Annotated in this window: 16 protein-coding genes; 11 read left to right on the top strand and 5 right to left on the bottom strand. The window is 41.3% G+C overall.

Annotated elements, in window-relative coordinates:
• Positions 1 to 5 precede the first annotated feature (5 nt).
• Positions 6 to 908 (bottom strand): methylmalonyl Co-A mutase-associated GTPase MeaB, encoded by a 903-nt coding sequence (gene meaB, locus VK159_RS09800; protein WP_324229953.1) that lies wholly within the window; start codon positions 906 to 908, stop codon positions 6 to 8.
• Between the two features lie 213 nt (positions 909 to 1,121).
• On the opposite strand from meaB, the gene VK159_RS09795 reads away from it, so the two are divergent.
• From VK159_RS09795 to VK159_RS09760, 8 genes are all read left to right on the top strand, one after another.
• Entirely contained in the window at positions 1,122 to 2,297 is a 1,176-nt protein-coding gene (locus VK159_RS09795; RefSeq protein ID WP_324229952.1) for an O-antigen ligase family protein, read from the top strand.
• 1 nt (position 2,298) lies between these two features.
• Positions 2,299 to 3,060 (top strand): glycosyltransferase family 2 protein, encoded by a 762-nt coding sequence (locus tag VK159_RS09790; protein ID WP_324229951.1) that lies wholly within the window; start codon positions 2,299 to 2,301, stop codon positions 3,058 to 3,060.
• A 41-nt stretch (positions 3,061 to 3,101) separates the two neighbouring features.
• Entirely contained in the window at positions 3,102 to 3,743 is a 642-nt protein-coding gene (locus VK159_RS09785) for an LON peptidase substrate-binding domain-containing protein (protein WP_324229950.1), read from the top strand.
• A 9-nt stretch (positions 3,744 to 3,752) separates the two neighbouring features.
• Positions 3,753 to 4,478, top strand: a complete 726-nt coding sequence (locus VK159_RS09780) for a type III pantothenate kinase (RefSeq protein ID WP_324229949.1) — start codon at positions 3,753 to 3,755, stop codon at positions 4,476 to 4,478.
• Positions 4,453 to 5,808: a hypothetical protein gene (locus VK159_RS09775; RefSeq protein ID WP_324229948.1), complete on the top strand. Its 1,356-nt coding sequence runs from the start codon at positions 4,453 to 4,455 to the stop codon at positions 5,806 to 5,808. The genes VK159_RS09780 and VK159_RS09775 overlap by 26 nt, the downstream gene beginning before the upstream one ends.
• Entirely contained in the window at positions 5,801 to 6,379 is a 579-nt protein-coding gene (gene lptC, locus VK159_RS09770; RefSeq protein ID WP_324229947.1) for an LPS export ABC transporter periplasmic protein LptC, read from the top strand. The genes VK159_RS09775 and lptC overlap by 8 nt, the downstream gene beginning before the upstream one ends.
• A gap of 190 nt (positions 6,380 to 6,569) precedes the next feature.
• Positions 6,570 to 7,025, top strand: a complete 456-nt coding sequence (locus VK159_RS09765) for a MarR family winged helix-turn-helix transcriptional regulator (RefSeq protein WP_324229946.1) — start codon at positions 6,570 to 6,572, stop codon at positions 7,023 to 7,025.
• Positions 7,026 to 7,033: 8 nt separating this feature from the next.
• Complete coding sequence (locus VK159_RS09760) at positions 7,034 to 8,239, top strand: glycoside hydrolase family 10 protein (protein ID WP_324229945.1); 1,206 nt, start codon at positions 7,034 to 7,036, stop codon at positions 8,237 to 8,239.
• 60 nt (positions 8,240 to 8,299) lie between these two features.
• On the opposite strand, the gene VK159_RS09755 is transcribed toward VK159_RS09760, so the two are convergent.
• Entirely contained in the window at positions 8,300 to 9,283 is a 984-nt protein-coding gene (locus VK159_RS09755) for a hypothetical protein (protein WP_324229944.1), read from the bottom strand.
• A gap of 190 nt (positions 9,284 to 9,473) precedes the next feature.
• Here VK159_RS09755 and VK159_RS09750 point away from each other — a divergent pair, with 190 nt between their 5' ends.
• The gene (locus VK159_RS09750) at positions 9,474 to 10,208 is read left to right on the top strand and encodes a TIGR00730 family Rossman fold protein (protein WP_324229943.1); all 735 of its coding nucleotides are present in this window, start codon (positions 9,474 to 9,476) and stop codon (positions 10,206 to 10,208) included.
• Positions 10,209 to 10,286: 78 nt separating this feature from the next.
• Here VK159_RS09750 and VK159_RS09745 read toward each other — a convergent pair whose 3' ends face one another.
• Positions 10,287 to 11,384 (bottom strand): glycosyltransferase, encoded by a 1,098-nt coding sequence (locus VK159_RS09745; protein ID WP_324229942.1) that lies wholly within the window; start codon positions 11,382 to 11,384, stop codon positions 10,287 to 10,289.
• 67 nt (positions 11,385 to 11,451) lie between these two features.
• Between VK159_RS09745 and VK159_RS09740 the strand changes: the two genes are divergently transcribed.
• Together VK159_RS09740 and VK159_RS09735 are read left to right on the top strand one after the other, a co-directional pair.
• Entirely contained in the window at positions 11,452 to 11,610 is a 159-nt protein-coding gene (locus VK159_RS09740; RefSeq protein ID WP_324229941.1) for a hypothetical protein, read from the top strand.
• Positions 11,611 to 11,727: 117 nt separating this feature from the next.
• Complete coding sequence (locus VK159_RS09735; protein ID WP_324229940.1) at positions 11,728 to 11,979, top strand: hypothetical protein; 252 nt, start codon at positions 11,728 to 11,730, stop codon at positions 11,977 to 11,979.
• Positions 11,980 to 12,076: 97 nt separating this feature from the next.
• Here the strand turns inward: VK159_RS09735 and VK159_RS09730 are convergent, their stop codons facing one another.
• Complete coding sequence (locus VK159_RS09730; RefSeq protein WP_324229939.1) at positions 12,077 to 13,159, bottom strand: mannose-1-phosphate guanylyltransferase; 1,083 nt, start codon at positions 13,157 to 13,159, stop codon at positions 12,077 to 12,079.
• A 65-nt stretch (positions 13,160 to 13,224) separates the two neighbouring features.
• Positions 13,225 to 14,199, bottom strand: coding sequence for a KpsF/GutQ family sugar-phosphate isomerase (locus VK159_RS09725; protein WP_324229938.1), 975 nt, complete (start codon positions 14,197 to 14,199; stop codon positions 13,225 to 13,227).
• Between the last annotated feature and the right edge of the window lie 210 nt (positions 14,200 to 14,409).

Raw genomic sequence — 14,409 nt, 5'->3', positions numbered from 1 at the left:
ATCTCTTAGCTCATGTATTTTACAATAAACCGATACAAATTAAAATCACCCTTCTTCAGTTCTTCTTCAATCTGCAGTTTCATTTCTTTCTTCAATACATCTTTCATGCGTTGTTGTTGAATAAGATAATAGGCTTTCTCCGCCAGTAACCAGCTTCTTCTTTCGTTTACATGCTGCTGTTGCAATAGCATTTGAATGTTTTGCAGCAATTCACCTGCACCATTTTGTTCGGTAGCAATTGTTTTCACCACCGGTATTTCCTGCGCATGTGTTGCAAAAGCAGGTGCTAACATCAACCGCAGATTACGAACAAACAGATCAGCTTCGGGACGATCAGCTTTGTTCACGGCAAAAATATCAGCGATCTCCATCAGCCCTGCTTTCATCGTTTGTACTTCATCACCAGCTTCGGGAACTAATACCACAACAGTCACATCAGCTAAACCTGCAATTTCAATTTCACTCTGTCCTACACCCACTGTTTCGACAATTACATAATCGAACCCGGCTGCTTTACAAGTGTCAGTGATCTCTAAAATTTTTGGATGCAATCCACCTAGCGATCCACGGGTAGCCAATGAACGTATAAAGACATTGGGATGATTATACCAATTACTCATGCGTATACGATCGCCCAACAATGCACCAAGATTAAACGGTGAAGATGGATCAATACAAAGTACAGCAACTTTCTTTCCTTCCTTCACCAGCAAGCCGATCAAACTATCCGTCAGCGTACTTTTACCGGCACCGGGTGGTCCCGTTAATCCAATTACAGGAGTAGCAGATGCAGGCAAGGTTTGTAAGAAATTTTCATAGCCTTCCACTTCGTTTTCGATCAACGAAATGCAACGTGCCAGGCTTTTGTTATTGCCCTGTTTAACTTCTTGCAGTAAAGAGGCCCACATAACACAAACCTAACTGAAATAATTATTCAAAACACAATACAGCAGTTGTTACGCTGGATCGGGTAAGATTTTATCACAGTTATCTGCAACATCAGCACGTACATGAAACGAAGTTGTTATAACATTGAAAGTTTGTTTATTTGCAGTTCCAACATGTCAACAAACAGGTCCACAATACATTTTTATCTTTTTTGTACGGGTATACTGTTGATGATGGTTGGTTTCCTTCTTAGTCGTGCGCTTCTCAGCATTGGCATGATCACTGTTATTGCGAACGGGTTTTTGCAAGGCGATTTGAAAGAACGTGTAGGAGTTTTTAAAAAAGATTATTTACTTCCTGGCATCACCTGTCTTTTTTTGCTTCCCTTTATATCCGGTTTATGGAGCAGCAATCAATCTGCCTGGCTGGAAATGATGCAGGATATGCTTCCTTTATTTCTGCTGCCATTTGCAATGACGATACAGAAAGGTTTTGAACGAAAACATTTTTTCTATTTCGCTTTGGTATGGATGAGCTTATTATTTACAGGCTCTTTGTGGAGTGCAGCGTATTACCTAAGCGATCAGGAAAGCTACCAGGCTTTATATCGCCTATCAAAAACACTTCCAACGCCGGCAGAAAATGATCATATCCGTTTCAGCATGGCTATTGTAATTGCATTATTGCTATGGTTGAAACTGGAAGAATGGAAGAGCAGTTTTTCTCAATTGATTAAATGGACTTCTCGTGTTGCAGCTGCATGGTTTGTTATTTACCTGCATGTACTCGGTGCAAAAACGGGGCTGATGGGTTTGTATGTTGTTGTGCTGCCTTTATTCATTTGGCAACTGTATCGTACGGGGAAAAAACAAATAGCAACTGCGGCGCTTATAGCTGCATTTTGTTTACCTGTTGCAGCTTATTACAGTATACCAACTTTTCGTATCAGGTTGCAGTATGTGTTGTTTGAGCAAAACAATTGGCAGGAGAAGCAATTTGCAGGAAGTTTTAGTGATGTAAACAGGTTGGCTTCTATCAAAAGCGGATGGCATGTGTTTCAAAACAACTGGTTGAAGGGTGTGGGTTATGGTGATATAAAAGAAGAAGCTGCTAAATGGTATGCAGCCAATGCGCCTGAAATACCGTCATCACAACAATTTCTTCCGCTTAATCTTTGGATGCTTAGTGGAAGCGGTGCAGGTATTGCAGCCGTTCTGTTATTTACAGTGGTTGTGTTATTGCCTTTTTTCAGAAGATATTGGCAACAAAACAAACAGGCACTTGCTTTTGTATTGTTTATGGATCTCGTGTTTTTATACGAGTCAACAATCAACGATCAATTCGGTGTGTTTTTGTTTTGTTTTTTTATATTGTATTGGAATTTATCTATTCGCCCGGTCAAACAGTAGTATGCAACCTATATCTGTCGTAATTATAACAAAGAATGCCGCCCATCTGCTTGCAGCCACATTGCAAAGTGTAAAATCACTGACCGATGATATTGTTGTATGTGATACCGGCAGCAGCGATGCTACAATCCCGGTTGCGGTTAAAAATGGTGCTGCTGTGATCGAAGAAAAATGGCGGGGCCATGGACTCACAAAAAATATTGCCAACGAGCAGGCGGTGTATGATTGGATCCTTCAATTGGATGCTGATGAAATAGTGGATGAAGAATTGCTTCAAACTTTACTGAACCTCGATCTGTCAAATGAGAAATATGTTTACACTATTCGCCGCAAGAATTTTTTCAAAGACAAATTGATACGTTACGGTGATTGGCGAAGAGATGAACCTTTTCGCTTATTCAACCGCAACCAGGCTTTATGGAACGAAGATTTTGTACATGAAAAACTGATTTACGAAGATGGTTGTGTGGTGAAAAAATTGAGCGGCAGTATTCTTCACAAGACTGTACAATCTGTAGAACAATATGAGCAAAAAATGAGGGCATACGGCATTAAAAGCGGTGAGCAATATTTTAAGGTGGGGAGAAAAGGCGGTTGGCATAAACGTTATTTTTCGCACCTGTTTTCTTTTTTTAACAGCTATGTTCTCAAATTGGGCTTTCTCGATGGTAAAGAAGGGTTGCAGATAGCTGCCATGACAAAACGGTACACCCGTATCAAATATCAAACCCTGTATAATCTGCAAAAAGCCGGTAAACAATAAAGTGGTTTCTTCGTTAATTTGTAAACAGAACCAACCACTGCATGACCAATTTTATTCCCATCTTCCCTTTGAGCATTATTGTTTTTCCGGGCGAAAATCTCAACCTCCACATATTTGAACCACGTTACAAACAACTCATTGCCGAATGTTTTGAACAGAAAAAACCATTTGGCATTCCTGCAGTTGTAAATAAAGAATTAAAAGACCTCGGTACATTGGTGGAAGTAACAGCTATTAAGAAAGTGTATGAAGATGGGAAAATGGATATTACTACACGTGGTATAAAAGTGTTTCGTTTGCTGGAACTCATTAAAGAAATACCGGAGAAACTATACAGTGGGGCTATTGTTACTTATCCAGATGATACGGATGACGGCAAACGTGAATTGATGCAAAAAGTGGTGAAGGGAATTAAAGAACTGCATCGCCTGCTGGAAGTAAGTAAAGATTTTAAAAAGCCGGAAGAAGAATTAAAAGCCTTTGATGTGGCACATCATATGGGTTTGAATATTGATGAAGAATATGAATTGCTTGGGCTTTTTCGTGAAGGGCAGCGGCAGGAATACCTGAAACGACATTTAGGCAAAGTAATTCCCATGCTGTCGGAAATGGAAAACCTGAAAGACAAAGTAAAACTTAACGGACATTTCAGGAACCTGGAATCGTTTGATTTTGATCTATAACTTGCACACATGTCCATCACCATTTGTTTCGATTTCGGCAACACACGTTTAAAAGCAGCGGTGTTTGAACAGGATCAACTGAAAGAAATTCTAATTCTGCCAGATGATAACCGTTCAACCATTGAAGAGATCGTTCAGAAATACAAACCACAGTTTACGATTCTTTCATCGGTGGTGAATCATCAACCCGAAGTGGAAGACGTGTTGAGCAGCCATACCAACTTTCATAAATTATCACATCTCACAAAACTGCCATTCAGCACCCCGGTTGGTAAACCAGAAACCATTGGTGCCGATCGGTTAGCCCTTTGTGCGGCTGCCGTTTATCTCTTCCCCCAAAAAAATAATTTAGCCATTGGTTTAGGTACCTGCATCACCTACAATTTCATCAATAATCAGAACCAGTTTTTGGGTGGTAGTATTTCACCCGGGCTTGAAATGCGCTTCAAAGCCATGCATGGGTTTACAGCCAAGCTGCCATTGGTAAATATGGAGTGGCACTTCCCTTTAATTGGGTACGATACAAAGACCAATTTGCTCAGCGGTGTGGCTTGGGGGATGGCCAAAGAGATCGATGGAATCATTGATGCATATGCTGAAAAGTACGGGAACTTTAACGTGCAATTAACCGGGGGCGATACGCTTCATTTTGCTCCTCTGCTCAAAAACCAGATATTTGCAGACCCTCAACTAATATTTAAAGGTCTGTATGCAATCAGTGAGTTCAATCGGTAAGCGTGTTTCGTTGGTGTTCGTGCTATCGTTATCAGTTATTTTTCCCGCTATTTCACAGGATAATTCGCCCTGGAGCCGTTACGGTTTAGGCGATATTGTTCCTACAGGCAATGTTGCCACAAGGGGTATGGGCCATTTAGGGGCTGCATATAGCGACTTTCAAACAATCAATTTCGTAAACCCTGCTTCTTACAGCCGTTTTGGCCTGCAGCGTTCGATCCTTGAAGTGGGGATCGACATCAACAGCCGTAAGTTGAGTAATAACAGGGGCGAAACATATACCTCCAGTAATGCGGTGATCCCTTACCTGGCAGCAGGTTTCCAGATCAAACCCGTAAAATCAAAAGTAAATTGGGGATTGGCATTTGGCCTTCGCCCGGTTACTAAGGTGAGTTACAATATTCAATCGGGCGGCCGTCTTTCTTCAGGAGACAGCGTCATTACCTTTTACGAAGGAACCGGTGGAAGTTACCAGGCATTTTTAGGTACTGCAATTGGTATTAAAAATTTCAGCATTGGTGTAAATGGCGGCTACCGTTTTGGTACGGCCGATTATACAACGAGAGTAAATATTTACAACGATACGGCATTTGGCCGCTACCGTAGCGGGCAGAAAAAGATCCGCAATAAGTTTGGTGCTGCCTTTGCAGAAGTGGGTGTGCAGTACATGATCAAACTAAAGGTTGATACCGTTAACCGCAAATCAAGTTTGTTGCACCTGGGTGCTTACTCAACCTTACAAAGCAGTATGCGTTCAACCCGTGACGAACTGTATGAAACTTATCTTATTGATCAGTCAACAGGAAATGATCAGCAACTTGATTCAATTTCAGAGGTAACAGATATTAAAGGGAACATTCTCTTTCCTTCAACTTATGGTTTTGGGTTGATGTATGAACACGATGGAAAAAGCAGCTTACGCTTAGGTGCAGATTATGTGATCTCGAAATGGGGCGACTATCGTTACAACGGAGCAAAAGATATGCTGCAGGACGGATGGCAGATAAAAGTAGGCGGACAGTTTATACCCGATATTACCGGTCGTGCAAAATCTTACTGGAGCCAGGTAATGTACCGTGCAGGGTTTAACTACGGATTAGAACCATACACAGTTGATGGCAATATGAACACGTATGGTATTACATTTGGTGTAGGATTACCTATCAAACGTTTTACTTACCAGGAAATCAACAAGAGCAACATAGTAAATACAGCTTTTGAATTTGGCCAGCGTGGTAACCGTACCATGTTACTTCGTGAAAATTATTTCAGGTTTACGATTGGCTTCTCGTTGAGTGATATCTGGTTCATTAAACGGAAATATGATTAACATTCGCAACCATATTTTTTCTATAAAGAAAGCAGCAGCACTAATCATGGGCTGCTTTTTTTTCATGGCATGCGAAAATGATCTTGAAAAAATCCGTGACATGCAACGCACCCGTCTTTCGGTTGATGAGGTGAAAAATGTAACCAGTTACCTCAGCCAGGGTGGAAGAATGAAAGCCAAACTTACCGCACCGCTCATGCTGCGTTACTTCGATAGTGTTCCCAGAGTTGAGTTCCCGAATTCACTGCATGTTGATTTTTATAACGACAGCATGCAGATAGAAAGTTACCTCGATGCAAAAAAAGCATGGTATTACGAACAGCAAAGCCGCATTGTGCTCACTGACAGTGTGGTGGTGATAAGGATCGATGGCGACACGCTTAAAACTGAAGAACTTTATTGGGAACAGAATTTGCATAAGCTGTATACCACCAAAGATGTTGAGATAAGACAGAAAACAAAAACCATCTTTGGTAAAGGATTTGAAAGTGATGAGCAACTGAAGAATGGCCGCATTGATTCTATTACGGGTATTCTGCTGGTTGGCGCATCGAAATTTGCCGGCAATTAAGAGCCTTTTATCCGTCCCTCCGATTAAACAGGATTGAACAGCAATCACGCAACAATTACCTTTGAAAACTATTTAGTGACAGGCAATGTTATTAACTGAGTTGTTAAATAAACGCATTGTTTGCTGATGCAACAATTGCCGGATAGTAAATTCGTTTGAGTGCAAACCTTTCATTTAAAACTACCAGCTTATGAGTTTAGAAACGGATATCAAACAAATACGGAAGTTCAGAAATGAACATCATAAAACGGTTGTCAATCTCATCTTTACGCATAACTGGGTTACAGAAAAACTAAAAGAATTTTTGGATCAGGAAGATCTCACACTTCAACAATTCAACATCCTCCGCATTTTACGTGGCAGTGATACACCTCTTTCAACACTACAGATTCGTGAACGCATGCTTGATAAAATGAGTGATACCAGTCGTATTGTCGATCGGCTCATCCTGAAAAATCTTGCAAAGAAAACCATCAGCAAAAAAGATAAACGGCTTGTTGATGTGATCATTACAGCAAAAGGGAAAAAGCTTCTGCATAAACTGGACAGTACACAGTCGTTCATTGATGGTGTAATGAATAATCTTTCAGTAGAAGATGCCAAGCAACTCAACTCTTTGCTCGATAAAGTGCGTGGTTCTGATTAATTTCGGATATGGCACGTGGTTATTTTCTGTTCGTTCTCATTTTTTTGCAATCAGTTGTTGCAGCCCAACCTAAACAGGAGTTCAGGGCAGTATGGATCGCAACAGTTGATAATATCGATTGGCCATCAAAAAAAGGTATTCCTGTAGATTCACAAAAAGCAGAATTCATCCGCATACTTGATCTGCATAAAAGCAATGGTATGAATGCAGTGATCATGCAGGTGCGACCCGCAACGGATGCATTTTATCCATCACCATACGAACCATGGAGCGAATGGTTAAGCGGTGTGCAAGGCAAGCCCCCATCTCCTTATTACGATCCGTTGGCGTTTATGATCACGGAAACGCATAAACGTGGAATGGAATTTCATGCATGGTGTAATCCATACCGTGCAGATTTCAGTATGGGAAAAGCATCGATCGCCCCATCACATATTACACGTCTTCACCCAACATGGTTTGTAGAGTATGGGGGTAAGAAGTATTTCGATCCGGGGAATAAAGAGGCGCAGGCATTTGTAGTAGAAGTAATCCGTGATATGACGGAACGTTATGATGTAGATGCCATTCACTTTGATGACTACTTTTATCCTTATCGTATTGCAGAGAAAGAATTTCCTGATTCAGTCTCCTATCAACAATATAAAAACGGACTTACAAAAGATGATTGGCGGAGAAGTAATGTTGATTCGGTAATTGTTGGGTTGAGTCGAATGATCAAACAAACAAAACCCTGGGTGAAATTTGGCATCAGTCCCTTTGGTGTTTGGCGCAACAGTGATCAAGACCCAAGAGGCAGCAACACCAAAGCCGGACAAACAAACTACGATGACTTGTATGCAGATATTCTTTTGTGGTTGCAAAAAGGCTGGATCGATTATGTAGCTCCGCAACTCTATTGGGAGTTTGGCCACAAAGCTGCTCCTTACGAAATACTGATCGATTGGTGGAGCAAAAACACTTATGGCAAACATTGTTATATAGGCTTGGGAATTTATCGTGCAGGCAGCAGCGATGCATGGAAAGACAGTACGCTTATTCCACGACAGATCGAATTACTACGCAACACACCCAACATGCAGGGGATGATCTTTTTCAGCAGCAAAACATTTAATAAAAACCCCAATGGGTGGAACGATAGTTTGCGGTTGTATTATTTTAAAGAACCGGCACTTGTTCCTGAAATGGAATGGATGCCAAAGAAGAATAAATAGGCAACATAAAAAAGCCGGAAGAAATTTCTTCCGGCTTTTGCTGTTAATTATGTAAGTTTTTTATTCGCAATGATTGAGTGTGATCCAATCACCTATACGACCAGCTGCAGCAGCTGCATCTTTATTTTTCCAGTTCTTCAGGTTGGCAGGTGTAAGTTTTGGTAAACTGCTTAACCATGTTTCAACGATCTGTACATCATCCCAAACAGTTGCAGTAACTAAAACATTATCTGCACTCAGTTTAATAGCTGCAACCTGTAAGAATGCTTTTTTCGTATCGGCAATACCGCCAGCATTTGATGAGTTCCAGATGGCTTTGCCCTCAGCTTGTGTATAAAAGTGACCACCGATTGTTACATTACCTTCATCAGCACCATTCACATCAGGCCAAACTAAATTTGGTTTTGCAAACCAGTAGCCCTGGCTGAAACTGCAACCTTCTTCAACCTCACATCCAAAGCCGGCGAAGCAAAATGTGCCACATTTCGTTGTTGCACCACTCTTATAATAAGCGGTAACTGCAGGATCAACATCTACGTTTTTATCGATTGTTAAACGATAATAACTTTTTGCAGCAGCTGTAGTTCCCAAGTCAAATTTCAAAACGTTAACTGTAGTCATATTACAGTTAGGAGTGTTGAACGAATTATCTACTTCAAACGACGGAGTGAACGCTGTCCAGTCTGTTCCGTTTGTGCTGGTAGCACCACTCACCACATCTTCAAAGGTTACGCAGGCACCTAAGGTAATATCCCAGTGACTGAGATTCTGGATAGTTCCGTTTGTGCCATTACCCGGGTTGGGGTTTTGTACACTCCATGTCCAGGTGTAAGTACCATCACCATTACTTGTAACGCTTTCCAATACAACAGTGTAAGGACCCGCACAGGTTGATTCACTGGTTGCAGGGAGGGTAGTGCCGAGTGTAGCGAAAGGAACAGCAATTCTTGCGGCTTCTTTTTGTTCAATGCTGAGGTCTGCATTCTTTTCGCAACCAATAAACAGGGATACGGCAACAGCCGAAAAAAACAAGATTTTTTTCATTACTGATCTTTTTTTGTGATTTAAATTGATTGGTCCTGATAGGAAGAGGGGTACGTTCAGCAGGATATACGGAGAGACAGTAAAAATACGGTTCGCTGCAGGTTCATACAAATGTTATTTTTTCTCATCTGTTATCAGACAACAAGATATGATCTGTTGTTCCCTTAACTTTCAGTTATAAATAACCGTTATGAATAGTCCCAGTGAAATAAAATTTTTAGAAGGTCCACAAAGCCGCTGGCGTGAATTTAAGTTTGCATGGAAAGTGTTGCTGGAGTTTATAAGAGGCTACCGCAGTCTTGCATTTGTTGGTCCTTGCGTGACCATTTTTGGATCAGCACGTTATAACGAAGGACATGAATATTATGAACTCACCCAGAAAGTTGGAGCTGAAGTGGCAAAAATGGGCTTTACTGTTATGACGGGTGGAGGTCCGGGTTTAATGGAAGCTGCCAACCGTGGAGCAAAACAAGTTGGTGGACGTAGTGTTGGCTGCAATATTGTGTTGCCGCATGAGCAGGAGCCCAATCCTTACCTCGATACATGGGTAAACATCCGTTACTTCTTTGTACGGAAAACATTACTCATTAAATATTCTTACGCCTTCATTTGTATGCCGGGTGGCTTTGGTACATTGGATGAGTTGTTTGAATCTATTACATTGATCCAAACAAAAAAGATCAAAGATTTCCCGGTGATTGTAATGGGCAAAGCATTTCATAAAGAAATGATGGAACATGTGCAGCACATGAAAGAGCGTGGTACTATTTCTCCAAACGATGATCAATTATTTATTTTAACCGATTCAGTTGAAGAAGCAATGGAAGTATTAAGAGAGAAAAGTATTAAGCGATTTGAACTTAAACATGAAACGCAAAGACCATTTACCTGGTTGTTTGAACGAAAGAACTGGATTGGGAAATAATTCTCAAGGGTAGGCATGGTATACATAGCTCATCGGTTAACTAATTATCGCACGCTGCATACGTATGCCATACTTGTGTTACGCTGTAGTTAGTAATTCAACCTGTTTATTTATTACTTCTTTGTATTGTTCATAATCAGTGTCCGTAAAAGGATACCGGTAAGAAAATTTTTCAGCAACAGTAATTGCATGATCTATGCTTACATCAGTTTGTGATATAAATGGAAACAGTTGTTGCTGTTGCATATACTCCGCAAGATATTCCTGTTCGGGCTGACCGGGTGTTGGAATGAGTACTGCTTTTTTCTTCAATCGAATCAGATCCATCAACGTGGTATAACCACTTCTGCAAATGATCAGTTGCGATGAACACATAGCTTCCTGCAAAGCAGCAGCCGGTAAATGATTGTGTACGGTGATGTGTGAGGGTAATTGTAATGTACTGCTGTGTTGCTCAGGCAATCCCCGAACAAGCAAAACAGTTTTCGTATAAGTTGAAAGCTGGCCGATCAATTTTTCTTCCAGTATTGTTCGTTGTGGTTCAGGACCTGATAACATGATCATCAGATCATATTTCAATTCGGTTGTAGTTGCATTCATACGTGAAAGCAAACCAAGATAAACCGGTTGAACAAGTGGTTTTGCAGGATGTGCCAATTCTCCCGCAAGATTTTCATTGCCTTCAAGATCAGGCACCCAAACAGAATTGAAGTTGTTCATGTAACGGCTGTGCAGTTGTTGCAACAAACGATTCAGCCATTTTCCTTTTCCTGAATTGATCAGGAGTTGGTGGGTGATATAAACAGAAGGAATTTGCTTGCTGTAAAATCCCGGTCGGTTATCACTGATGACGAGATGAAACTGTTCTTTCTGTAACAGTTCATTCAACCATCGTTGTTCGTAACGGATGCTGTTTAAAATCCCCGGTAATTGTTGCAGCATACTGCCAAACAGCGATGCGTTTTTACTATACCTGATACCGTAACCTTTCAATGATTTGATTTCGATGCCGGGAAATTCACTGCTGAGTAAAGCGGCAGCCGCTCCATCAGCAGCAAGTACAACTTCGTGCCCGTTCTCCTGTAAGGAACGGACAATGGGAATACAACGGGTGGCATGACCCAGCCCCCAATCGAGAGGTGCCAGCAGTATCCGTCGTTTTTTTTGGCCGTTCATCGCAGAAATGACAATAATTGTGGGGGAAAGTAGTTATTTTAGAAATCACGATTTAAACAAATATCCAATGTTCCGAAAAAATTTTGTGAGTTTGCAGATGCAGCGTTCAACTAAGTTTGGTTTTCTTTTGTTAGTAGTTGCTATTACTATGTTGGGAAGCGGTTGCAGTGCATCAAAGAAAAACAGCTGTGGCTGCCCTAATAAAAAAGGGATGGTGGGGTATTAAAAAATTGCTATCTGTTATGAAATGAGCCAAAAAATTATCAAGCAATTTGTGTCAACATGCGACGATAATTTTTGTGGCGAATAACATCTGGCAATATTTCTTATAAAAAAGAAGCAGATGAACCGGAATAAGCGGCGGGATTTACTTGTGTTGCTCAACAATGATCACCGGAGCAAAGAAGCTATTGATCACGAAGTGGAATGGCTGCACGAAGTATTGTATCATGTAGAAGAGCTGGAAAATTTCTGTAAAGCACATGAACTGATCGATCTCAACCGTTACAAAGTTTACACACAATCCGGCAGAGTAAAGAAAGCAGTCATGCGAAAGGATTTTGTTGCATTTGAATTTATCAGTAACAAGAATTGAGTAGATAGAATACAGAAGCTGGAATAAATAATAAAAAGGGAGATAATTCATTATCTCCCTTTTTCTGTCTCCTGAATTCTATCTTCTGTATTCTTCTTTACAGAAACTTATCTCCCTTATTTCGTTTTACTTCTGCCACATATTCTTTGATCTCCTGCTCTTTTTCTTTTTTGCAGATGAGCAACACATCGTGTGTGTCAACTACTATAAAATCATCAAGGCCTTGCAGCAACACTAATTTTTTATCCGGAGCATGCACCACGTTCTTGGTTGCATCAATGATCATTACATGTTTACCTGCCACAGCATTACCAAAATAATCTTTCTCCATATTTTCATAAGCGCTGTTCCAGGTGCCGAGATCGCTCCAGCCAAATGATGAGGGCACTACGTATACATTATCTGCTTTCTCCATAATGCCATAATCGATGGAGATATTGGTGCATTGCGGGTAGATGCGTTCAATGGCTTCCTGTTCAGTAGTAGTATTGAAATGTTCTTTTTCTGCTACAAACACTTCATTCATCTCAGGGAGAAACTTTTCAAATGCTTTGATGATATTCTTCACCTTCCACACAAAAATGCCGGCATTCCATAAAAAGTCACCACTGGCGAGAAAGGTTTTTGCCAGCTCAAGATTGGGCTTCTCTGTAAATGTTTTCACTTTGTACACATGATCTGCCACGGGCATGGCTTCGTGCTGAATATAACCATAGCCGGTATTAGCATAAGTAGGTTTAATGCCAAGTGTAACCAGTGCGTTAATACTATCCACGAATTCAAATGCATCGGTACATACCTTGGTAAATGCAGGTGCATCAAGGATCAGGTGATCGGCAGGTGCACAAATCAGCAAACCATCTTTATTGATCAGTTGCAGTTTGTGTGCAATGTAAGCTACACAGGGAGCCGTATTCTTTCGGGAAGGTTCACATAGAATATTTTCAGCAGGCAGATCAGGCAATTGCTTTTTTACAATATCGGCATACTCTGTGGAGGTAACTACGTAAATATTTTCGTTGGGGATGAACTGGAGATAACGGTCGTAGGTGCCCTGTATCAATGTTCGTCCCGTATGCAGAATATCTAAAAACTGTTTGGGAAATGCCGTGCGACTCATGGGCCAGAAACGGCTGCCGATTCCACCGGCCATGATTGCAACGTAATGATTCTTGTTCATAGTAATTAGTGAGTGGCAAATGGCGAGTGGTGAATACTAACTACTCACTACTTACCACTAACCTTTTAGATCAAACCTTCTTTAATTAAATCGTGCAAATGTATAATGCCAAGGTATTGTTTGTTGTTAACAACCAGTAATTGACTGATATTATTTTTCCGCATCAGTTCCATCGCATCAATAGCTAATGCTTCTGCTTCAATTGATTTTGGATTTGCGGTCATGATCTGTACAGCCGATACCTCATCTAAACGGTTATTCTTTTCCAACATGCGACGTAAATCACCATCAGTGATCACACCCAATAATTCATCAGCCGCATTTACAACAGCTGTGGCACCTAACCGCTTCTTCGATATCTCCACAATCACTTCTTTCAGCATCGCATCGGCCGATACTTTTGGTTGTTCATTATGGATGTAGAGGTCAGCGACACGCAGGTAGAGTTTTTTGCCCAAGGCACCACCGGGGTGAAACTTGGCAAAATCTTCACTCTTAAAACCACGTAATTCCATTAAGGCAACGGCTAATGCATCACCCATCACCATCTGTGCAGTGGTGCTGCTGGTAGGGGCAAGATTGTTGGGGCAGGCTTCCTGGCTAACGGTTGTATCAAGCAACAGATCGCTTTGTTTGGCTAAATAGGAATCAAGATTACCCACCATGCCAATCACCGGGTTGCCAAAGTTTTTCACCAGTTGTGCCAGCACCTTTATCTCAGGACTTTCGCCACTCTTGCTGATGATCATCACCACATCATGACTCAGGATCATTCCCAGGTCGCCATGAATGGCTTCAGCAGCATGCAGGTAAACCGCCGGTGTGCCGGTAGAATTGAAGGTGGCCACAATTTTCTGGGCGATCACCGCACTTTTTCCAATACCGCTCACGATCAAACGGCCCTTGGCATCGAGGATGGTTTGGCAGATTTTGCTGAAATCGTCCGTAAGCTGAGAAGATAATCCTTCGATGGCCCCGGCCTCCAAAGCAATCGTTCGACGGGCTACATCAAGAGGATCAGTATGCTGTAATTTATCCATTGGCGGGGCAAACCTACTGTAATTCAGCAGAACAGAAAAGAGTGAACTGTGTAAATCTTGTGGCCGGCGTTCCGGAAAAATCAATTATCTTAAAATAAGGCTTTTTTAGCAGCATTTTGACGAATGGAAGGGAATAAGCTCCCCCGTTTTCAGTAACTTCGTGCCCCTTACAAAAAAGCACCTCCGTGCTGAAACATTCAACTGCCCGCT

Origin of the sequence: Lacibacter sp. (assembly GCF_035299325.1) — a bacterium.
Taxonomy (GTDB): domain Bacteria; phylum Bacteroidota; class Bacteroidia; order Chitinophagales; family Chitinophagaceae; genus Lacibacter.
Note: the sequence above shows the minus strand (reverse complement) of the source record. Positions and strands in the feature narration are given on the sequence as shown.